Below are 20,732 nucleotides of genomic sequence, written 5' to 3'. Positions count from 1 at the left end.
CGGCGCCGACCGCCCGACGCACCCCCGGCCCCGCAACGCGCGAGGATCGTCCGTACAGTCCGCCACGAGCACACCACCGAGGAGCCGACGACGATGGGCCGAGTGACCGTACCGCGCAGGGTGCTGCGGCTGCGCAAGGGCGTGCCCTCGCACCGCCCCGACACCCTGGCCGCCGAGGAGCCGATGGAGATCCGGGTCGGCGGGCGCCCGCTGACGGTCACCATGCGCACCCCCGGCAGCGACTTCGACCTGGCGGCCGGCTTCCTGGTGAGCGAGGGCGTGCTGCACGCCGCCGACCACCTGGCCGGGATCCGCTACTGCGCCGGGGCGACCGCCGACGGCGGCAACACCTACAACGTGGTGGACGTCGTGCTCGCCCGCGGCGTGCCCGCCCCGGACGCCTCGCTGGAGCGCAACTTCTACACCACCTCCTCCTGCGGCCTGTGCGGCAAGGCCAGCCTGGACGCGGTGCGCACCACCGCGCCCTGGAGCGTCGCCGAGGACGACCTGCGGGTCACCCCCGAGCTGCTGTCCGCGCTGCCCGACCGGCTGCGCGCGGCCCAGAAGATCTTCGACAGCACCGGCGGCCTGCACGCGGCCGGGCTGTTCGACGCCGAGGGCCGGCTGCTCTGCCTGCGCGAGGACGTGGGCCGACACAACGCGGTGGACAAGGTGGTCGGCCACGCGCTGCGCGAGGGCCTGCTCCCGGCCCGCGGCACGGTGCTGATGGTCAGCGGCCGGGCCTCCTTCGAACTCGTCCAGAAGGCCGTGATGGCGGGCGTCCCGATGCTCGCCGCCGTCTCCGCGCCCTCCTCGCTGGCGGTGGACCTGGCCGAGGAGAGCGGACTGACCCTGGTCGGCTTCATGCGCGGCGACTCGATGAACGTCTACACCCGCGCGGACCGGATCGACGTGCGCGACGACGACCACAGCACCCGGAGCGACCGGCCGGTCATGAGCACCTGACGGTGACCGTGACGAAGGGCTCCTAGTCGGAGGGCTGGGGCGTCCAGCGGTGCAGGCCCTTGCGGTCGTAGTAGCGGGTCATCGCGAAGCCGAAGACCACGGCGAGCACCGCGCCGACGGCGATCATGGTCCAGCCGCGGGCCAGTCCGGCGTCGCCCCGGGCGTCGAAGAAGATGATCGCCCGGATGCCCTCGCTCAGCTGACGCATCGGCTCGAAGACGCCGAGGAAGCGGTAGAAGTCGGGCACCGCCTGGAGGGGGACGGTCGCCCCGGAGGAGGGCAGGGCCAGCGCGATGAAGACGAACATGGACACCAGCTGCCCGATCCCGCCGAACGCGGCGTTGATCGCCTGCACCCCGAGGCCCACGGCGAGGCTGGCGCAGTAGGAGAACAACCAGAGCATCGCCTGGTGCGGGGCGTCCATGCCGAGGATCCCGACCGTGCAGAGCAGCACCAGGCTGGTGGTGAGCAGCACGATCCCGGCCGTCATGACCATCTTGAGCAGCAGGGTCTGGGTGCGGTTGATCGGGACGGTGGGGCGGCGGGTGTGCCAGGGGCCGATCTCGCTGTCGCTGTAGCCGAGCGCGCCGTCGACGCCGTTGTGGATGATGTTGCCGCCGATGAAGCCGGTCAGCACGGCCAGCAGGGTGTAGTAGAAGGCGCTCAGGCCGAGGCCGCTGTGGCTGCCGATCGGGTGGCCGACCTCGGTGGCGACGGCGATCGGGTCGGCGAGCAGCAGCCGGGCGGTGGCGCCGGTGTCCGGGCCCCGGGCGCCGGAGGCCGGTGCGGCGGCCAGCAGTTGCCGGCCGGCCGCGACGGAGGCCTGGTGGGCGGCGTTCTGGGCGATCTGCGCGGCCATCGAGGAGCCGAGGCTGCCCAGGCCCGGGTTGGTGAGGACGGTGAGGGTGGGCCGTTCGGTGGCCCCGCCGGTGGCCAGCTTGGTGACGGTGGCGGTGAAGCCCTGCGGCACGAGCAGCGCACCGTAGACCTTGCCGGAGGCGAGCAGGTCGCCCACCCCGGCGGCGTCCGTCTGCCGCCAGTCGACGGTGTCGTCGGGGGTTCCGGCCACCACCGCCCGGGCCAGCTCGGTGCCGAGGTTCACCGCCCGTCCCGGTGGCGGCGGGCCCTGATCGCCGTTCACCAGGGCGATCGGCAGCCGGTGCAGATTGCCGGTCGGGTTGATGATGCCGCCCATGTAGAGCAGTGAGAGCAGCACGGCCACCAGGCCGCACAGGATGCTCGGGAAGAGCCACAGTTTCGGGCGCCGGGCGAGTGCCAGCGCCCTCGCCTGCCGGGGAGCCCCCTGGGAGCCTGCGGTCGCCATGCCACCCCTCGGGTAATGGGCACGACCTGCTGCCGCTGCCGGGTACGGCGGGAAATCGTTCCGTGGCGGCGGGGTGGTCAAACCCGCGTCACCTGGACGGGTGGCACACCTCCGGAAAGGTAAAGATTCTACCAAGTGCGCAAGTATCGGGCTCCGGGCGTTCTATGCTTCTGGAGGTTTGAAGAAGGCACCTCGTTCGGTGAGGCTTCTTCACGGACACAGGCCACTGATCCGACGACGTCGAGAGACGCCCAGGGTTAGGACAGATCCTCCCGACCTAAGGGTTGATCCGAAGTGGCTTCCGGCCGGACAGGCTGGACACGCCGTGGAGTGCCAAAGCTCTGACGAGTTGGGGTGAACCGGCGGTCGCTTCGCGCGCCGGCGAACTCCTTGCCGCGTCGATGACACGCACCACGGGGTGCGTCGACCGGGAGGAGGCGAGAGACGTGGATTGCAGTAGTCCGGGCCACAGTAGCCCCTGCCCCCGCCTGCCCTCGCACACCTCCGGCACGCGGTAACAATCTTCCCTGCGCGCAGATCTGACGGCGCATCCGCATCAGCACGGACCACGCACGCGGCCTCGCCGCGCCCGAACGGGCGCGCACCACCGCGCGCCGATGCGCCGTGCCCGCACGCAGGGAGAATTGCTGCTGCGCGCCCCCAACCACCCCACCTGCCAGGGGTTCACGGGAGGAACGTCATGACCACCAACGCCACGCTCGACTCCAAGGTTCCGCCGCCGCGTTCAGCGGTGCTGGACGACGCCCACGTCGGCGACATCAAGGGTGCCCTCGGCACCATCAAGCTCGATGACGACGCGCCACGCCAGGGCCTGTCAGCGAGACTCAAGACCCTGCTCGCGATCGTCGGCCCCGGCCTGATCGTGATGGTCGGCGACAACGACGCCGGCGCCTTCTCCACCTACAGCCAGGCCGGGCAGAACTACGGCACCCAGCTGCTGTGGACCCTGCTGATGCTGATCCCCGTGCTGTACGTCAACCAGGAGATGGTGCTGCGGCTCGGCGCCGTCACCGGCGTGGGCCACGCCCGCCTCATCCTGGAGCGCTTCGGCAAGTTCTGGGGCGCGTTCAGCGTCATCGACCTGTTCCTGCTGAACGCCCTGACCCTGGTGACCGAGTTCATCGGCGTCACCCTCGCCGCCGACTACCTGGGCCTGCCCAAGGTCGCCTCCGTGGTGCTGGCGGCGGCGATCATCATCGCCTCGGCCTTCACCGGCTCCTTCCAGCGCTTCGAGCGCGTGGCGATCACGCTGTGCGTGGGCTCGCTGCTGCTGGTGCCGGTGTACTTCCTGATCCACCCGAAGACCTCGCAGATGGCCCACGACTTCGTGGTGCCGTCCATGCCGGGCGGCTCGGGCGAGCTGGCCGCCGTGATGCTGGTGATCGTCTCCATCGTCGGCACCACCGTGGCCCCGTGGCAGCTGTTCTTCCAGCAGTCGTACGTCATCGACAAGCGCATCACCCCGCGCTTCATGAAGTACGAGAAGGCCGACCTGGTCATCGGCATCGCGGTCGTGATCATCGGCGCCGCCGCCATGATGGGCCTGACCGCCGCCGCGTTCGCCGGCACCGACGGCTTCGGCCAGTTCTCCGACGCGGGCGCCGTCGCCAGGGGCATCGAGGACAAGGCCGGCCACCTGGCGGGTGTGCTGTTCGCCATCGCGCTGCTGGACGCCTCGATCATCGGCGCCTTCGCGGTCTCGCTGTCCACCGCCTACGCGATCGGCGACGTGTGCGGCATCAAGCACTCGCTGCACCGGGGCGTCAAGGGCGCCAAGGGCTTCTACGGGATCTACGCCGGCCTGGTCGTGGTCGCCGCCGCGATCACGCTGCTGTCCACCGAGTACACCCAGGGCCTGATGACGCAGTTCGTCCAGGTGCTGGCCGGGGTGCTGCTGCCCTCCGCCACCGTCTTCCTGCTGCTGCTGTGCAACGACAAGGCCGTGCTCGGCCCGTGGGTCAACGGCCCGAAGACCAACGCCTTCACCTCGGCCGTGGTCGGCGTCCTGGTGATGCTGTCGCTCATCCTGACCGCCGCCGTCGTCTGGCCGGACATCAGCTCGAACGCGATCCTGTGGATCATGGCCGGCTGCGGCGTGGCGGGCGTGCTGGTCGCCGGGTACTTCTTCACCTTCGGGCGCCGGGGTACGAAGGAGGACCCGATCGACCGCACCGGGCGCGAGAACTGGCGGATGCCCCCGCTGGAGACCCTGGAGAAGCCGGTGATGTCCACCGCCCGCAAGATCGGCATGGGCGCCCTGCGCGCCTACCTGCTGATCGCGATGATCATGGTGATCGTCAAGGTCGTCCAGACCGCCCTGAACCACTGACCCGGACGCCGGGGGCGGCGCCCGTCACCACCGCCGCCGCCCCCGGCCCCGACCCCCGGAACCCTCGACCACCCCGCACCCGGGGGAAGGAAGGGAGTACGGCCATGCGCACCACCACCCCGTTCCACCGCTGCCCGAGCGTCCGCCTCGCCCTGCACGACGGCGTCGAGCGCGCCTACCGCCTCGACGACCCCGGCGCCTGCCCCCACTCGGGCACGCCGAACAGCCCGGCCTCCGCGTACGAGCCGCGCGTCCACCTGGCCTACCTGCTGGCCCGCCAGGGGCACCGACCGAACTGGCTCGCCACCTTCGCGGACCTCCCGCCGGCCGCCGCGCACCGCCTCGCCCATGCCGCCGCCCACCACCGGGCCGCCGCGACGCCGACCGCGGCCTGAAGTCCGGGACTTCACCGGTTTCCGCACCCATCGGTGCAGTCGCTCACATTTCCCCGTCCTGTCACGGAGGTGACCAGTCATGTCCACCGTTGCCGCGTTCCAGCCCACCCTCCCGTCCACCGGCTCCGGCCGACTGCGCGCCGCCCTCGCCGCGGTGGGCCGACGGCTGGCCCAGAGCCCGCTCGACAGCCCCGTCCTGCAGGCCGTCACCACTCCCGTCGCCGCCGAACCGACCGGCCGCCCGACCCGGCTGCGGGCCAGCTGGCACTGCGTCCCCGCGCCGGACGGGACCACCCGACTGGAAGCCTCCTGGCGCCCCGGGCACTGAACCGACCGACCCCACCAGCCGAAGGAGCATCGCCATGGCCGTGCGCTACCGCAGGCTCGACGCCATCTTCTCGGACCACGCCCCCGTCCCCGCCCGACCCACCGCACCCGCCCCGCCCGTCGTCGACGACGCCGGTCTGATCGTGGACGCCGAGCAGCGCACCGTCACCGTCGACGGCCAGCAACTCGCCCTGCCGTACCTGGAGTTCGAACTGCTCGCGCATCTGGTCGGCAACCCGCTGCGGGTGCACTCCCGCCGCCAGCTGATGGAGGCGGTCTGGGGCCGGCCCGACACCGGCGACACCCGCACCATCGCCACCCACATCGCCCGGATCCGCCGCAAGCTCGGCCCCGGCCACCGGGAGGCGATCGCCACCGTCCGGCAGATCGGCTACAAGTACGACCCCCGGCTGCTCCGGGCCGCCTGAGCCGCCGCACCGACCCGTTGGAGGAGGACACCGCATGACCAGAACCGCCCTGTTGCCCCGGACCGACAGAGGGACCGCCCTGTGCGGCGTCCTCCTCCTGCTCGTCCTGCAGACCGTCGCCCTCGCCCCGGCCGCACTGCGGCCCTTCCTGTCCGGCGTGCTCATCGGCGCCTCGACGGCCGGGCTGCTGCTCGCCCTGCTGCTCGCCCTCAGCGGGCGGGCCGCGGACCGCCCGCTCGCCGCGCGGGCCGCCGCCGGCGAGGACGACACCCAGTGGTTCAGCGCCCGCTCGCTGGAGGGCTTCCCGATGGAGCAGGTCCGCCCGCTGCTGCTCTCCCCCGGCGCCCCCGGCCTGAACCGGCTCTACACCGCCTGGGTGTTCGCCACCCACGGGCACGACCCGCAGTGGATCGCCCACCACCTGGACCTGCCCACCCCGACCGCCCGGCTGCTGGTCGCCGCCGCCCGGCGGCACGCCACGTCCACCCTGAACGCACCGTCCGACAGGAGGCCGCAGTGATCACGGCCCTCGACCACGTCCAGCTCTCCGCCCCACCCGGCAGCGAGGCCCTGCTGCGCGCCTTCTACGGCGACGTCCTGCAGATGGCCGAGCTCCCCAAGCCCCAGCCGCTGACCGGCCGCGGCGGCTGCTGGTTCGCCGCCGACGGCGGCCGGGTGCGGCTCTACCTCGGCATCGAGGAGCGCTTCCGGCCCAGCACCAAGGCGCACCCCGGGATGGCCGTGTGCGAGATCGACGAGTTCGCGCTGCGGCTGGCCGAACTCGGCGCCCAGGTGGTCTGGGACGAGAGCCTGCCGCCCCGGCGGCGCTTCTACACCACGGACCCGGTGGGCAACCTGCTGGAGTTCGTCGAGGCGGCCGAGCAGTCGGCCTGAACGCCGGCCCGACCCCCGGTTCATTTGCATACGGACGTCAGAACAGAGCAGACTGCCCGGGTTTGCGTGCCGGAGGTCCACCATGTCCTTGCTGAAGTCCGCCCCGGTCCTGTCCCGGGGCCCGCTGCCACCCCGGGGCCCGCTGCCGCCCCGGGCGGAGCGCCGCCGGGCCCGGACGATCTGGGTGGACGCGGTCGTGGCGGCCGCCGTCCTGGTCCTGCTCTACCTGGCACTGCGGGTGGGGCAGGGCACCACGGTACGGTTCGCCACCGCCCGGGACGCCGCCGTCTCCACCGACCCGTCCCACCTGCCCTACTACGCGGCGCGCTCGCTGCTGCGGATGTTCGCCGCGCTCGTCGTCTCCGTCGTCTTCACGTTCGGCTACGCCTACGCCGCCGCCCGCAGCCGGCGGCTGGAGCGGGTGCTGATCCCGGCACTGGACATCCTCCAGTCGGTGCCGGTGCTCGCCTTCCTGACCGTCGCGGTGACCGGATTCCTCGCCCTGTTCCCCGGCTCGATGCTGGGCCTGGAGTGCGCCGCCGTGTTCGCCATCTTCACGTCCCAGGCGTGGAACATGACCTTCGGCTTCTACCACTCGCTGGTCTCGCTGCCGCGCGAACTCGACGAGCTGTCACGGTCGTTCCGGTTCAGCCGGTGGACGCGGTTCTGGAAGGTCGAACTGCCCTCGGGCATGATCGGCCTGGTCTGGAACGGCATGCTCAGCTTCGGCGGCGGCTGGTTCTTCCTGGTCGCCTCCGAGGCGATCAGCGTCGACGACCAGCGGTACGCGCTGCCCGGGGTCGGCTCCTACGCGGGCGCCGCCATCGCCGCCGGGGACCTGGGCGGCGTCGGCTGGGCGATCGCGACCATGGCCGTCCTGGTCACCGGCGTCAACTTCCTGTTCTGGCGGCCGCTCACCGCCTGGGCCGAGCGCTTCCGCAACGAGCAGTCCGAGGCCACCGAGGTGCAGCGCTCCGCCGTCCTCGACCTGCTGCGCCGCTCGCACCTGCCCGCACTGCTCGGCCGGGCACTGCGCCCCCTCGGGCGGGCGCTGAACCGGGCCGGGCGGGTGTTCGGCACCGACGACCGGCCGCTCGCCGTCCACCCGGCCCGGCAGCGCGCCGGGGACGTCACCTTCTCCCTGGTCTCCGGCGGCATCGTGCTCTGGGGCCTGGTCGACCTCGGCCACTACCTCGCCGACCGCACCGGCCTCGGCGTCTTCGGCGAACCGCTGCTGCTCGGGCTGGCCACCCTGGCCCGGGTGGTCGTCCTGGTCGCGGTGGCCACGGTCGTCTGGGTGCCGATCGGGGTGCGGATCGGCTTCTCGCCCCGGCTGACCCGGATCGCCCAGCCGCTGGTCCAGATCCTCGCCAGCTTCCCGGCCAACTTCCTCTTCCCGCTGGTGGTCTGGCTGTTGCTGCGCACCGGCTTGTCGATCGACCTCGGCGGCATCCTGCTGATGGCACTCGGCGCCCAGTGGTACATCCTGTTCAACGCCATCGCCGGGGCCATGGCCATCCCCAGCGACCTGCGCGAGGCCATGGACGACCTCGGCGTGCGCGGCTGGCAGCGCTGGCGGCGGTTGATCATCCCCGGGATCTTCCCGGCGTACGTCACCGGCGGCATCACCGCCTCCGGCGGCGCCTGGAACGCCGCCATCGTCTCCGAGGTGGTCACCTTCGGCGGCACCACCCTGACCGCCACCGGCCTCGGCGCGTACATCGCCCAGGCCACCGAGCGCGGCGACCGCCCGCACCTGCTCGCCGGGGTGGCGGTGATGAGCCTGTACGTCGTCGCCCTCAACCGCCTGCTCTGGCGCCGCCTGTACCGGCTGGCCGAGCGCCGCTACTCGCTCCAGTGAGGTTCCGCCCGATGCGCTTCCCGTTCTTCCGTCCCGCCCCGGCGGTCGCCCCCGCGGCTCCTGGCACCCACGGGTCACCGGTGCCGCCGGTCGACGACGGGGTCCTGCTGGAGACCGTCGGCCTGACCAAGGCCTACGCCGGGGCCGACGGCGAACTGCCGGTGCTCTCCGGGATCGACCTCACCGTCCGGTCCGGTGAGATCGTCGCCCTGCTCGGCCGTTCCGGCTCCGGCAAGTCCACCCTGCTGCGCTGCCTGGCCGGCCTCCTGCCGCCCAGCTCCGGCACCGTCCGCTACCGCGGCACCCCGCTCGCCGGTGCCAACCCCGGCACCGCACTGGTCTTCCAGACCTTCGCGCTGCTGCCCTGGCTGACCGTCCGACAGAACGTCGAACTCGGCCTGGAAGCCCGCGGGGTGCCGCCCCGCGAACGCGCCCGCGCCGCCGACCAGGCCATCGACCTGATCGGCCTGGCCGGCTTCGAGTCCGCCTACCCCAAGGAGCTCTCCGGCGGCATGCGCCAACGCGTCGGCTTCGCCCGGGCGTTGGTGGTCGAGCCGGACGTGCTGATGATGGACGAGCCGTTCTCCGCGCTCGACGTGCTCACCGCCGAGAACCTGCGCGGCGAGCTGATGGAGCTGTGGGACTCCGGCCAGTTCCCCACCCGGGCCGTCGTCCTGGTCACCCACAACATCGAGGAGGCGGTGCTGATGGCCGACCGCATCGTCGTCCTCGGCTCCCGCCCGTACGGCACCATCCGCGAGACCGTCGAGGTCGGCCTCGACCGCCCGCGCGACCGCGACTGCGCCGCCTTCGACGAACTCGTCGACCGGGTCTACCGGATCATGACCGGCCGCCCCAAGGAGACCCGCCCGCCCGAGCGCCCCGACCCGGGCCGCCCGGACCGCCGCACCCTCGCCACCACCCCGCTGCCCACCGTCAGCGTCGACGGCCTCTCCGGCCTCGCCGAGATGATCGCCCACCGCCACGGCTGCTGCGACCTCGCCGACCTCGCCGACGGACTCGGCCTCGACATGGACGACGTGCTCCCCCAGGTCGACGCCCTCGACCTGCTCGGCTTCGCCGAGATCCACGGCGACGACCTGCTCCTCACCGAGGACGGCACCGCCTTCGCCCACGCCGACGTCCAGGACTCCCGCGCGCTCTTCGCCGCCGCCGCGGTGGAGGTGCCGCTGGTCAAGCTGATCGCCAACAGCCTCCGCGGCGAGCCCGGCGCCACCGTCCGGGCCGGCTTCTTCCGCGACCTGCTGGCCCACCACTACACCAGCGAGCAGGTCGACCGGCAGCTGGAGACGGCAACCGACTGGGGGCGCTACGCGGGCCTGTTCGGCTACGACGCGGACCGGCAGGAGTACCGGCTGGAGGAGGCCTAGCCGGGACAAGGCCGGCGGGGTGCCGGCCGACCGGACCGACGCGATGTTCCGCCGCGCCCAGGCCATCCGCGACAACATCCGCCGGACAGGCTAGGTCGCCGGGCGGCGGCGGACCGCCCGGACGGCGCGGGCGAAGGGCTGCTCGGCCGTCGCGGCGGCCGGGGTGACACCGTCGCCGCCGCCGTCGCCGCCGCGGCCCGGCAGGTCGTTGGCGATCACGGCGGCCTCGGTCAGCAGGCCGCGCACCTCGGTGGCGCGGTAGAAGATCCGGGTGCCCTCCCGGCGGGCCACCACCAGGCCCGCCGCCCGCAGCTTCGCCAGGTGCTGGGAGGTCGCCGCGACATGGGCGCCCAGCAGCTCGGCCAGCTCGCTGACCGGCAGCTCGCGACGGCTCAGCGCCCACAGCAGCCGGTAGCGCGACGGATCGGCCACCGCCTTCAGCACGGCCACCGCCCGCTCGGCCGCGTCCGCGTCCCAGGCCTCTTCCTTCGCACCACCCATACAGGGATCGTACCGACGTACGGCCGTCCGCCCGGGGCCGTGGCCCTCAGTCCACGCGGGTCCCGTTCAGGTACGCAAGCACCGCGAGCACCCGCCGGTTGTCGTCGTCGGAGGCGCCGAGCCCCAGCTTCGCGAAGATGCTGGAGGTGTGCTTGCTGACCGCGCCCTCGCTGAAGTGGAGGCGCTGGGCGATCGCGGCGTTGGAGCGGCCCTCGGCCATCATCTCCAGGACGTCCCGCTCCCGCGGGGTGAGCATCGCGAGCGGCTCGTCGTAGGCGTTGCGGGCGAGGAGGCGGGTGATGACCTGGGGGTCCATGACCGTACCGCCGGCGGCGACGGTGTGGACGGCGTCGACGAACTGGTCGGCCTTGGAGACGCGGTCCTTGAGGAGGTAGCCGACGCCGCCGGTGCCGTCGGCGATCAGCTCGCGGGCGTAGAGCTGCTCGACGTGCTGGGAGAGGACCAGCACCGGCAGGCCGGGCTGTTCGCGGCGGGCAGCCAGCGCGACCTGGAGGCCCTCGTCGGTGTGGGTCGGGGGCAGGCGGACGTCGACCACGGCGATGTCCGGACGGTGTTCGGCGAGGGCGGCGGCCAGTTCGGGGCCGCTCTCCACCGCCGCGACGATCTCGTGCCCGTGGGCACGCAGCAGCAGTTCCAGTCCGTCCCTCAGCAGGACGAGGTCCTCGGCGAGGACAACACGCACGGTAGCTCCATGATCAGCCTGGTCGGGCCCCCCGGGGGGCTGGTCACCGTGAGCGTACCGTCGAAGACCGCCAGCCTGCGCTGGATGCCGCGCAGGCCACTGCCCTTGCCGGGGTCGGCCCCGCCCTGGCCGTCGTCGGTCACCTCGGCCCTCATCAGCCCGGCGGCGTGGGTGAGTTCCACCGTGGCGTGACGGGCGCCGCCGTGCTTGACGGCGTTGGTGAGGGCCTCGCTGACGGCGAAGTAGACCGCCGATTCCACCGGGGCCTCGGCCCGGCCCGGCAGTTCGGCCCGGACCTCGACCTTCAGCGGCACGTCCAGCGACAACGCCCGTACCCCCTCGGCCAATCCGCGTTCGGCGAGCACCGGCGGGTGGATGCCGCGGACCAGGTCCCGCAGTTCCTGCAAGGCCTGGGTGACGTTCTCCTGGGCGTCCGCCACCACCTGCTTGGCACTCTCCGGGTCCCGGTCGATCAGCGCCGCGACGGCACCGAGCCGCAGGCTCACCGCGACCAGTCGGGCCTGCGCGCCGTCGTGCAGGTCCCGCTCTATGCGGCGCAGTTCGGCGGCCTGGGCCTCGGTGGCGTCGAGCCGGATCTCGGTGAGCTGCTCGACCCGCTGGGCCAGCCGGGAGCGCTCGGTGGGGCCGAGCACGGAGAGGGTCCACCGGCCGTGCAGGCGCAGCGCGGGCGGGGCGAGCGCGAGGCCGCCGGCGATCAGGACCGGGCCGAGGAGGAAGGCGAGCGGGCCGCCGAGCGGCAGGTCGTACGGCACGAGGGGCTGCCCGAGCCCGTACAGGCCGGAGCCGATCAGCAGCACGGGCGCGGCGGCGATCGCCCCGCCGACCAGCGGGTCGGTGATCGCCCAGAGGGCGTCGCGCCAGGTCGCCGGGTCGTTCCAGAGCCAGCGCAGGGTGCGCGCCATGCCCGCGAACCAGCGGCTCTTGTGGTAGTCGTGGCCGGTCCAGAACCAGCCGTGCAGGGTGCGTTCCAGCGCCGGTCGCGGCTGGTAGGGCGCCGGTACGGGCACCTGCGACCAGTGGCCGGACGCCCAGCGGGCGGCGCCGGCGGCGCTGCGGACCACCTTGGTGGCCAGGGGGAAGAGCGGGAACATCCCGAGGCAGCCCCAGAGCAGGAAGGACGCCAGGTAGAGCACGGACAGCACCGCCCCGGCCGGGATCAGGAGGGTCAGGACGGCGAGGCGCCCGAGCGCCCGCACGGCGGGGCGCAGCGCCTGGGCGGCTCGGGTCTGAGGGGTGCTCACGGGGCGCTCCGGGGTGTCGAGTTCGGATGATCATGATGGCAGCCGGCCCGCCCTGCCGGCGGAACAGGGCGGGCCGGACCCGGACAACGGTCGGTGTTCAGTGGGCCGTTGTCCGCTCGGAGGGCGCCTGAGCGGCGGGCGCGGTCTCCGGGTCCGAGGGGTCCGAGGGGTCCGGGAGTTCCGCCGGGACGGGCCCGGCGGCGGAGTGCTTGGCGCGGATCAGCCGGTACACCCCGAAGAAGCAGGCCGCGCCCAGCAGGATGAAGCCCGCCTCCACCGGCACCTGCCAGCCCGCAGGCAGGTACAGGGCGAGGAACCAGCTCCGGTTCGTCGGCGCGAGGAGCGACATCCCCATCGCCACCCCGCCCTGCGGGGCGGTGCTCAGCACGCCGACCGTCACCAGCAGGCCGGCGATCGTGGTGCGGCGGCGGGAGAGGCTGTCCAGCAGGTCCCGCTCCTCCTCGGACCGGGCGGTCTCGGTCACCCGGCGCACGCCCTTGCGCATCACGTCGAGCAGCTCCGGCCCGCGGGTCTCCAGCCGGCGCCGGGCCTCCCGGCCCATCCACCAGGCGTACAGCGGCCCAGTGCCCAGGCCGACCACGACCCCGGCCCAGCACAGCGGCGCGCTGTGCAGCAGGGTGCCGGCCAGCACGACGCCGGCGGCGGGCAGCGCGGCGAAGAGCTGGAGCAGCAGGACGGCCAGGGACTGCATCCGGGCCTGGTCGCCGCTCTCGTCGCTGAAGCCGTCCAGCGGGTTGCCGCCGGGCCGGTCCGGGAACGGCGCCGGGCCGAGCAGGGACATCAGCGGTGTCAGGCCCGCCCCGGCGCCGAGTACGGCGGGCAGGGTGGCGAGCACCCAGGGCCAGGCCCAGCCGTTCGGGACGGCGAGGGTGGCGACCACGGTGAGCAGCAGGGCGGCCGGGCCGACGACCAACAGCCAGGCCAGCTGCCGGGCCCGGACGTCGATCCGCTCGGCGCCGGGGACGACCAGGGTCAGCCAGAGCGCGCCGGCGTCCAGGCCGTACAGGCCGGAGCCGAGCGCCCCGGCGTACAGCGCGAGGACCACACCGGTCCACGGCAGCACGGTGGTGAATCCGCCGAGCACCGGGAGCAGGCCGGTGAACAGGCCGGTCCACAGGGCGATCCGCAGGAACCGGGCGCGGCGCGGGTCGCGTACCCACAAGCGCAGCTCCTTGCCGAGGACGGCGCCCTCGGGGCTGTCCGGGACGGCTCGCAGCCGGACGCCACGCCGGGCGGTGGACCGGCCGCCGCCGGCCGTGCCGCGCACCAACTGCCGGGAGAGCAGGGCGGTCCAGGCGGCGAACAGCAGCGCGCAGAGGGCGAGCAGTCCGCCGAGGCAGGCGCCGGCCTGGGCCCAGTCCGAGCGGCGGGCGGCGTCCACGGCGACCACCGCCCAGCCGGAGGGCAGCGCCCGCACGACCGTCCCGATGGTGGCGGCCCAGTGGCCGCCGAGCAGCTCGAAGAAGAAGCCGATGCTGAACCAGCCGGTGTTGAGGAAACCGCAGACCAGGCCGACCAGCAGCGCGGAGAGCTCCCAGCCGAGCCGCGAGCGGGCCACACTGCCGAGGCCCTGCAGGCTCAGCTTGGCGAGCACCACCACGAACAGCAGCTGGAGCAGTACGGCGGGGACGGCGACCAGGGCGGGCAGCAGCCCCAGCCCGGCGCCGAAGACGATCAGCACCGCGAAGGCGACCAGACTGACCAGCGGGGTGATGCCGACGAACGAGGCGCCCAGCAGACCGAGGGCGAGCTTGCCCGGGCGCTGCGGCACCAGCGTGAAGTAGGACAGCCGCAGGGTCGGGTCGCCGCCGGTGAGGGTCGGGCCGACCGCCCATCCGACCGTCCACACCAGCAGCACCAGGGCGATCGTGCCGACCCCGGCCTCGGGGGTGGGGAAGTCCACCAGGCCCAGCAGCGCCGTGCCGACCGCCGCCAGGGCGCCGCACACGCCCCCGATGATCAGGCTCGCGGCCCGGGGGCCGGACATCGACCGTCGTAGGACGGTCAGCTTCATCCCGGTCAGGACGCCAACCACGACAGCCCCTCCTTCCCACCGGTACGGGCGCCGACCAGCTCGACGAAGACGTCCTCCAGGCCGCGCCCGGCGCGGACCTCGTCGACCGGGCCGGCCGCCAGGACCCGACCGCCGGCGATCACGCCGACGTGGTCGCAGAGCTGCTCGACCAGGGCCATCACGTGGCTGGAGAGCACCACCGAGCCGCCGGAGGCGGTGAAGCGCTGGAGGATGACCCGGATGGTCGCGGCGGACACCGGGTCGACGGCCTCGAAGGGCTCGTCCAGCACCAGCAGCCGGGGGGCGTGCAGCAGGGCGGTGGCCAGGCCGATCTTCTTGCGCATCCCGGTGGAGTAGTCGATCACCGGGGTGTGCTCGGCCTCGTCCAGCTCCAGGACGGCCAGCAGTTCCTCGGCCCGTGCGTCCACGGTGGCGGCCGGCAGGCCGCGCAGCCGGCCCAGGTAGTGCAGCAGTTCCGGGCCGGTCAGCCGCTCGGGCAGCATCATGCCGTCCGGCAGCACCCCGACGAGGGACTTGGCGCGCACCGGGTCGCTCCACACGTCGACCCCGAAGATCTCCGAACTCCCGGCGTCCGGCCGCAGCAGGCCGACGGCCATCGAGAGGGAGGTGGTCTTGCCGGCGCCGTTGGGGCCGACCAGCCCGTAGAAGGATCCGCTCGGCACGACCAGGTCGACGCCGTCCACGGCGGTGTGCGCGCCGAACCGCTTGCACAGGCCCGTCAGCCGCAGTGCCGGGGCGCCGCCGTCCGCTTCCGGACGGGACCCTCGCCCCGTGTGCACCGTTTCCCGCACCTTGCCCCGCACCGCGTCCTCCCCGTGTCTCCCACGGCCACCCGTGCTCCGGGCGGCTCGTGATCAACGTTAGGGACGGCGGGGTGGCGGCAGAATACGGCTGAGCCCCCGGTTGGGGGTGGGTCTGGACCCACCCCCAACCGGTGACGGCTCAACCGACGTTGACGGTGAACTGGCGCTTGGTCTGCTCGGGGCCACCGGAGAACGTTCCACCCAGCTCGTCGCGGTAGGCGACGTGCACGGTGACGGTGGTCCGGCCGGGGTTCCGGGCGGCGCGGAAGACGAAGTAGTAGTGACCGCCGGAATCCGAGCCGATCGCGCCGCCCAGGTTCGCCAGACCGACGTTGCGGACGAACTCGTCACCGACGGTCTGCACCACCGCGGGGTCGGGGGCCGGATCCGCCACGGTCCAGATGTCGCCCCACTCCCGGTGGGCGCTCACCTCGACCGAGAACAACTGGCCCGGCTTGACGGCCAGTTCGCCCGAGGTCGCCGTGAACACCGTGCCGTGGTCCAGTTTGCCGGTGGTCATCTTGTGGATCGCCACCGCGCCCGCCGCACCCGCGACGGCCAGCAGGACGACCGCGACGAGGAGGATCCGCTGCCACTTCTTCTTCACGAGTTCGTCTCCCGGTTGGTGACCCGCAGCGCCAGGACGCCGGCGACCGCGTCGAGCCAGCGGGCGACCAGCTGGTCACCCGCGTCCCCGAGCTTGTCCGGATGCGCGCTGAACCCCGTCCCGGCGCCGTCGCCGCCCATGCCGCTCCCCCGATTCCCCGTCATACCGTCCGAAGATCGCCGGACAGCATAGCGGCAGTTCTGCCGCCTTCCACCAGGAGGAACGCAGGGGTGGAGGGGCGTGCGCACAACCCGCCGGATCCGTACGGAACGGGCACAGGATCGCGGGGAAGTCTCGGGGAACCGGACGCGGACACGGCGGCACGGCCGACACCCCGGCCCCGTCCAGGAGCGGGGCCGGTGTCGGTGTCGGTCCGACCGATGGCGATGCGGAGGAGAAGCGTTCGAACTGCCGGCGGGGCGCGTCAGGCTCGGTGGATCCGTACGCCGCATTCGGCGACGGCTCTCTCCTGGGCGGCGGTGAGCCCGTCGTCCGTCACCAGGTCGTGGACGTCGGACAGCGGGCAGATCGAGGCGAAGGTGACCCGGCCCACCTTGGTGCTGTCCGCCAGCACCACCGAGCGCGCGCTGCCGCGCAGGAAGGCGCGGTCGGTCTGCGCCTCCATCTCGTCGTGCGTGGTGCAGCCCTCCTGTGCCGTGAGGCCGTCCACCCCGATGAACGCGACGTCGAAGTGGTACTGCGCGAGCATCCGGTCCGCCGCCGGCCCGACCAGCTCGTAGCTCGCCGACCGGGCCAGCCCCCCGATCACCACCAGACGGATCCCAGGACGCACGATCAGCTCCGCCGCGATGTTCACCGCGTTGGTGACCACCGTGAAGCCGCCCCGCTCACCCAGCACCCGGGCCAGCTCCGTGGCGGTCGTCCCGCCGGTCAGCCCCACGACGGCGCCGTCCGGCACCAGTTCGGCGGCCACCCGGGCGATCCGCCGCTTCTCCTCCGGCCGCTTCCCACTGCGGTGCCGCAACGGAAGCTCCAGGTTCACGGCGCCCGTCACCGCACCGCCCCGCGTGCGCTGCAGCAAGCCCTGCTCGTGCAACTCCTGCAGGTCCCGCCGCACGGTCGCACCCGACACGCCCAGCAGTTGCGAGAGTGCGTGCACATCCGCACTCCCCACCTCGCCGATGTGGGACAGGATCAAGGCCGCGCGATCAGCTTTGAGCATGATCGGAGTGTAGCGCCATCCTCGCGAAGATGGCCCGACCTGGCCATATCCCCGGTCCCGAGCACGACCAGCTCCAGAACCCTCACCGTTCAGACATGACTAAAACCACGGATCTGTAATCATCATTGCTCACCGAGCGATGCGGTCACGTAGCCGCTCCCGGTCTGACCGGAGCGCAGTGCCTCCGCCCGGCGCGGGCGGAGGCACCACCGGTGCAGGAGGTCGTCACCGGACCAGCTGGGCCGCTCCTCCCCTGTGGGCGGCCCGCCGCCGCGCGCTCGCGTTTCCCGGCCGTGGTCCGCCCGGGCTACTTGACGGAGCCGGCGGTGAGTCCGGACACGACGTGCCGTTCGATCACCGCGAAGAGCACGACCACCGGCACGATGGCCACCAGCGAGGCGGCGAACACGTGGTTCCACTGCACGCTGTAGGCGCCGATCATGTTGTTGATGCCGACGGTGAGCGGTTGCCGGTCGGGCGAGTCGGTCAGGGTCAGGCCCATGATGAACTCGTTCCAGGCCGAGATGAAGGTGAAGATCACGGCGGTGACCACCCCGGGCAGCGCGAGCGGCAGGGTGACGCGCAGCAGCGCGCCGATCCGGCTGTTGCCGTCGATCATCGCGGCCTCCTCCAGCTCCATCGGGATGGCGCCGATGTAGGCACTCAGGATCCAGATCGCGAAGGCCAGGTTGAACGCGGCGTTCGCGAGGACCAGCACGCCGACGGTGTCCAACAGGTCCATCGCGTAGAACTCGCGGTACAGGCCGACCTGCAGGGCGGTGGGCTGGAACATCTGGGTGACCAGCACCAGCAGCAGGAACGCCTTGCGGCCGCGGAAGCGCACCCGGGCGGTGCAGTACGCGGCGGGCAGGGCGACCAGCAGGACCAGGAGTGTCGAGCCGCCGGCGACCAGCAGGGTGATCCGGAGGTTCTGGCCGAGCGTGGTGTCGGTCCAGACCTCGGTGAACGAGGACCAGTCGAAGTGCGTCGGCAGGTAGGAGTCGTCGCGCAGCTGGTCGGCCGGACGTCCGCCGGTGATCAGCATCTCGACGTAGGGCAGCAGGAAGAGCGCGGCGAGCGCCCAGGCGAGCGCGGTGAGCAGGACGGTCCGGGCACGCGGGCGGCGCGTCGCCGCCCGCGGTGACGGCTGAAGGGTGGTCATCGGTTCTCCTCCCCGTTCCAGCGGCTGACCTTGAGGAAGACGACCACCATCACGATCACGACGGCGAAGTTGACCACGGACATGGCGGCGGACTCCGCGACGTCGTAGCCGCGCAACATGTACATGAACACGGTGGTGGTCGCGGTGTCGGCGTTCGGGCCGCCCTGGGTCATGCCCCAGATGACCGGGAACGAGTTGAAGACGTTGATCAGGTTGATCACCAGGCCGACCATGAAGGCGGGGCGCAGCAGCGGCAGGGTGATCCTGCGGTAGGTCTGCCAGGGCGTGGCGCCGTCGACCCGGGCGGCCTCGTAGACCTCGGCGGGGACGGTCTGCAGGCCGGCGAGCAGGGTGTAGGTGGTGAACGGCAGCGAGACGAAGACGGCGACGAGGACCAGCCAGGGCTTGGCGTGGGCGGCGTCGCCCAGCCAGGCCTGCGGGTGGTCGATCAGGCCGAGGTCGAGCAGCAGCCGGTTGAACACGCCCGCGACCTGGTCGAGCATCCAGCGGAAGCCGATCGCGGTCATCAGCACGGAGGCGGCCCAGGGGGCGATCAGCGCCCACCGGGTGACTCGGCGGCCGGGGAAGTCCCGGTTGAACAGTTGGGCCAGCGCGAGTGAGATCAGCATGGTCAGGCCGACGACGGCGACCGTCCACACGGCGGTCCAGGTGAGCACTTGGGGCAGCCGGGGGTCGCTGAAGAGCTTGTGGTACTTGACCAGGCCGGCCGGGCCGTGGTCGGTGCCGGTGGTGTCGATCCTGCGCAGCGAGGTGCCGACCATCTCGATGACCGGCCACACGACCACGCCCAGGATGAGGACGACGGCCGGGGCCAGCCAGGGCAGTGGTCCGAGCCGTACGAACAGGGAACGGCGCCTGACCGGCGGGCCCGCGGGCGGAGCCGACGGGCCCGTCGTCGGCGCGGGCGGCCGGGAGGCGTCGTCCGGCCGGACGTCCGAGGTACTGGTGGAGGACACGGTGTGCGTTCCTCGTGCGGCCGCCCGGGTCACTCGCCGGCCTGCTGGGCGGCCTGCTGGAGTGCGTCGAGGGCCTTCTTCGGATCGCCGAGCGCGCTGCCGATCTGGGTCTTGATCTGTGCGGAGACGGCCGGCCAGGTCGGGTCGCTGAGCGGGTAGAAGGTGGCGGTGGGCAGGATCTGCAGGAACGGCTGGAGGCCCTTCTCCTCCGGATCGGCCTGGAGTTCGGTGAGAGCGGACCGGGTGACCGGCATCAGGCTGTACTGCTTGTCGAACTTCACCGTGTTGTCCTTGCCGTAGGCGAAGTCGAGGAAGGCCTTGATCTGGTCCTTGTGGCCGCCCTTCTTGAAGGCCATCACCCAGTCGGCGACGCCGAGGGTGGCCTTGCCGGTGCCGTCCTTGCTGGGCATCGCGGTCCAGGTGACGTCCATGGTCTTGACGTCGTTCAGCTGGGTGGGAATGCCGTTGAGCATGCCGACCTTGCCCGACGCGAAGTCCTTCGCGAGGTCGGTGCGGTTGACGGAGGCGGGGCTCTGCTCGGTCAGGCCGGCGTCCGCCCAGCTCTTGAGCTGGGTGAAGGTGTCGATGTTGGCCTGCGAGTCGATGGTGTACGTGCCCTTGGCGTCCTGGTAGCCGCCGCCGTTCTCCAGCATCCAGATGTACGACTCGCCCTGGGCCTCCTCCTTGCCGAGCGGCACTCCGAGCGGGATCTCCACACCGGCGTTCTTCAGTGCGGTGGCGGCGGTGGTGAGGTCGGCCCAGGTCTTGGGCGCCTTGGCCGGGTCGAGACCGGCCTTCTTGAAGAGCGCGTTGTTGATCAGGAACATCCGGGCGCTGGAGACGAACGGGATGCCGTACTGGGTGCCGCCCTGTTCGCCGGCGTGCGCCATCGCGGGGATGAAGTCGGCGGCGGTGCTGCCGGAGAGGACGTCCTGGGCGGGGTAGAGCTGGCCGTTCTTGGCGAAGTCGGCGTAGCCGCCGGTCTGCAGGATGTCCGGCTGGTTGCCGTTCTGCACCATCGTCTTGACCTGGGTGTCGAGGTCGTTCCAGTTGATGACCTGGAGGTCGACCTTGATCTTCGGGTTCTGCTGCTCGAAGGCGGAGATCACGCCCTGCCAGTACGCCTGGCTCGGGTTCTGGCCGTTGGAGCCGTAGTCGGCGGCGACGAACTTGATCGTCGTGACGCCGTCGGCGGAGGTCGAACCGGAGCTCGAACCCTTGCTGCACCCCGACATCGCGAGCGTTCCGGCCACGGTGGCCGCCGACAGGGCGAGAAGACGCCGCTTCATCTCTGATACCGCCTTTGCAGCTGGGGCCGACCCAGCGGCGGCCCGAGTGGGGATGGTGCGACGTGCACAAAAGTGCGCCAGGTGATCGATATTTGCGCAACATCGAGCATTCGCTTCGAACAGAGTGTGCACTGCTGCCATCTCGGCAGGCCAGCCGCGTTACCGAAGCGTTGCAGTCAATCGGCAAGGGGAACGTGAGGCGTCCCGCGTCTTGACGCAGGGCGCCCAGCCGCCCGAAGCTGCTCCGCATCTG

General features: G+C 72.2%; 21 protein-coding genes and 1 riboswitch. Of the genes, 9 read left to right on the top strand and 12 right to left on the bottom strand.

Annotated features, from left to right (window positions below; translation table 11 throughout):
* Positions 1 to 93 precede the first annotated feature (93 nt).
* On the top strand, positions 94 to 966 hold the full coding sequence (gene fdhD, locus ABZW30_RS19555; RefSeq protein WP_355672373.1) for a formate dehydrogenase accessory sulfurtransferase FdhD: 873 nt from the start codon (positions 94 to 96) through the stop codon (positions 964 to 966).
* A 22-nt stretch (positions 967 to 988) separates the two neighbouring features.
* Here the strand turns inward: fdhD and ABZW30_RS19550 are convergent, their stop codons facing one another.
* Complete coding sequence (locus ABZW30_RS19550; protein ID WP_355672372.1) at positions 989 to 2,290, bottom strand: DUF3533 domain-containing protein; 1,302 nt, start codon at positions 2,288 to 2,290, stop codon at positions 989 to 991.
* A 184-nt stretch (positions 2,291 to 2,474) separates the two neighbouring features.
* Positions 2,475 to 2,651, top strand: a riboswitch (M-box (ykoK) riboswitch).
* A 339-nt stretch (positions 2,652 to 2,990) separates the two neighbouring features.
* On the opposite strand from ABZW30_RS19550, the gene ABZW30_RS19545 reads away from it, so the two are divergent.
* The 8 genes from ABZW30_RS19545 to ABZW30_RS19510 all read left to right on the top strand — a co-directional run bounded on the left by ABZW30_RS19545 (position 2,991) and on the right by ABZW30_RS19510 (position 9,936).
* Positions 2,991 to 4,640, top strand: coding sequence for an NRAMP family divalent metal transporter (locus tag ABZW30_RS19545; protein ID WP_355672371.1), 1,650 nt, complete (start codon positions 2,991 to 2,993; stop codon positions 4,638 to 4,640).
* Between the two features lie 104 nt (positions 4,641 to 4,744).
* Positions 4,745 to 5,035 (top strand): hypothetical protein, encoded by a 291-nt coding sequence (locus ABZW30_RS19540; RefSeq protein WP_355672370.1) that lies wholly within the window; start codon positions 4,745 to 4,747, stop codon positions 5,033 to 5,035.
* A 79-nt stretch (positions 5,036 to 5,114) separates the two neighbouring features.
* Positions 5,115 to 5,363: a hypothetical protein gene (locus ABZW30_RS19535; protein ID WP_355672369.1), complete on the top strand. Its 249-nt coding sequence runs from the start codon at positions 5,115 to 5,117 to the stop codon at positions 5,361 to 5,363.
* Positions 5,364 to 5,397: 34 nt separating this feature from the next.
* The gene (locus ABZW30_RS19530; protein WP_355672368.1) at positions 5,398 to 5,790 is read left to right on the top strand and encodes a winged helix-turn-helix domain-containing protein; all 393 of its coding nucleotides are present in this window, start codon (positions 5,398 to 5,400) and stop codon (positions 5,788 to 5,790) included.
* 34 nt (positions 5,791 to 5,824) lie between these two features.
* The gene (locus tag ABZW30_RS19525) at positions 5,825 to 6,310 is read left to right on the top strand and encodes a hypothetical protein (RefSeq protein WP_355672367.1); all 486 of its coding nucleotides are present in this window, start codon (positions 5,825 to 5,827) and stop codon (positions 6,308 to 6,310) included.
* Positions 6,307 to 6,684 (top strand): glyoxalase, encoded by a 378-nt coding sequence (locus ABZW30_RS19520; RefSeq protein WP_355672366.1) that lies wholly within the window; start codon positions 6,307 to 6,309, stop codon positions 6,682 to 6,684. The genes ABZW30_RS19525 and ABZW30_RS19520 overlap by 4 nt, the downstream gene beginning before the upstream one ends.
* Before the next feature lie 82 nt (positions 6,685 to 6,766).
* Positions 6,767 to 8,545 (top strand): ABC transporter permease subunit, encoded by a 1,779-nt coding sequence (locus ABZW30_RS19515; RefSeq protein WP_355672365.1) that lies wholly within the window; start codon positions 6,767 to 6,769, stop codon positions 8,543 to 8,545.
* An 11-nt stretch (positions 8,546 to 8,556) separates the two neighbouring features.
* Complete coding sequence (locus ABZW30_RS19510; protein ID WP_355672364.1) at positions 8,557 to 9,936, top strand: nitrate/sulfonate/bicarbonate ABC transporter ATP-binding protein; 1,380 nt, start codon at positions 8,557 to 8,559, stop codon at positions 9,934 to 9,936.
* A gap of 90 nt (positions 9,937 to 10,026) precedes the next feature.
* On the opposite strand, the gene ABZW30_RS19505 is transcribed toward ABZW30_RS19510, so the two are convergent.
* From ABZW30_RS19505 to ABZW30_RS19455, 11 genes are all read right to left on the bottom strand, one after another.
* Positions 10,027 to 10,437 carry a metalloregulator ArsR/SmtB family transcription factor gene (locus ABZW30_RS19505; RefSeq protein WP_355672363.1) on the bottom strand — a complete coding sequence of 137 codons (411 nt, stop codon included), beginning with the start codon at positions 10,435 to 10,437 and terminating at the stop codon, positions 10,027 to 10,029.
* A 46-nt stretch (positions 10,438 to 10,483) separates the two neighbouring features.
* Positions 10,484 to 11,140: a response regulator transcription factor gene (locus ABZW30_RS19500; protein ID WP_355672362.1), complete on the bottom strand. Its 657-nt coding sequence runs from the start codon at positions 11,138 to 11,140 to the stop codon at positions 10,484 to 10,486.
* On the bottom strand, positions 11,104 to 12,402 hold the full coding sequence (locus ABZW30_RS19495; protein WP_355672361.1) for a histidine kinase: 1,299 nt from the start codon (positions 12,400 to 12,402) through the stop codon (positions 11,104 to 11,106). Before ABZW30_RS19495 ends, ABZW30_RS19500 begins: the two co-directional genes overlap by 37 nt.
* A 97-nt stretch (positions 12,403 to 12,499) precedes the next feature.
* Positions 12,500 to 14,458 carry a hypothetical protein gene (locus tag ABZW30_RS19490; RefSeq protein WP_355672360.1) on the bottom strand — a complete coding sequence of 653 codons (1,959 nt, stop codon included), beginning with the start codon at positions 14,456 to 14,458 and terminating at the stop codon, positions 12,500 to 12,502.
* A complete protein-coding gene (locus ABZW30_RS19485; RefSeq protein ID WP_355672359.1) occupies positions 14,443 to 15,237 on the bottom strand; it encodes an ABC transporter ATP-binding protein in 795 nt (264 codons plus the stop codon). The genes ABZW30_RS19490 and ABZW30_RS19485 overlap by 16 nt, the downstream gene beginning before the upstream one ends.
* Before the next feature lie 163 nt (positions 15,238 to 15,400).
* Positions 15,401 to 15,868, bottom strand: a complete 468-nt coding sequence (locus ABZW30_RS19480; protein WP_355672358.1) for a protease inhibitor I42 family protein — start codon at positions 15,866 to 15,868, stop codon at positions 15,401 to 15,403.
* Entirely contained in the window at positions 15,865 to 16,008 is a 144-nt protein-coding gene (locus tag ABZW30_RS19475; protein ID WP_355672357.1) for a hypothetical protein, read from the bottom strand. Before ABZW30_RS19475 ends, ABZW30_RS19480 begins: the two co-directional genes overlap by 4 nt.
* Before the next feature lie 284 nt (positions 16,009 to 16,292).
* On the bottom strand, positions 16,293 to 17,051 hold the full coding sequence (locus ABZW30_RS19470) for a DeoR/GlpR family DNA-binding transcription regulator (RefSeq protein WP_355672356.1): 759 nt from the start codon (positions 17,049 to 17,051) through the stop codon (positions 16,293 to 16,295).
* 307 nt (positions 17,052 to 17,358) lie between these two features.
* Positions 17,359 to 18,213, bottom strand: coding sequence for a carbohydrate ABC transporter permease (locus ABZW30_RS19465; protein ID WP_355672355.1), 855 nt, complete (start codon positions 18,211 to 18,213; stop codon positions 17,359 to 17,361).
* The gene (locus ABZW30_RS19460) at positions 18,210 to 19,079 is read right to left on the bottom strand and encodes a sugar ABC transporter permease (RefSeq protein WP_355672424.1); all 870 of its coding nucleotides are present in this window, start codon (positions 19,077 to 19,079) and stop codon (positions 18,210 to 18,212) included. Before ABZW30_RS19460 ends, ABZW30_RS19465 begins: the two co-directional genes overlap by 4 nt.
* 140 nt (positions 19,080 to 19,219) lie before the next feature.
* Positions 19,220 to 20,479, bottom strand: coding sequence for an extracellular solute-binding protein (locus tag ABZW30_RS19455; RefSeq protein WP_355672354.1), 1,260 nt, complete (start codon positions 20,477 to 20,479; stop codon positions 19,220 to 19,222).
* Between the last annotated feature and the right edge of the window lie 253 nt (positions 20,480 to 20,732).

This window comes from Kitasatospora sp. NPDC004669 (assembly GCF_040609455.1).
Classification (GTDB): domain Bacteria; phylum Actinomycetota; class Actinomycetes; order Streptomycetales; family Streptomycetaceae; genus Kitasatospora.
This window is presented reverse-complemented; position numbering and strand designations above follow the sequence as displayed.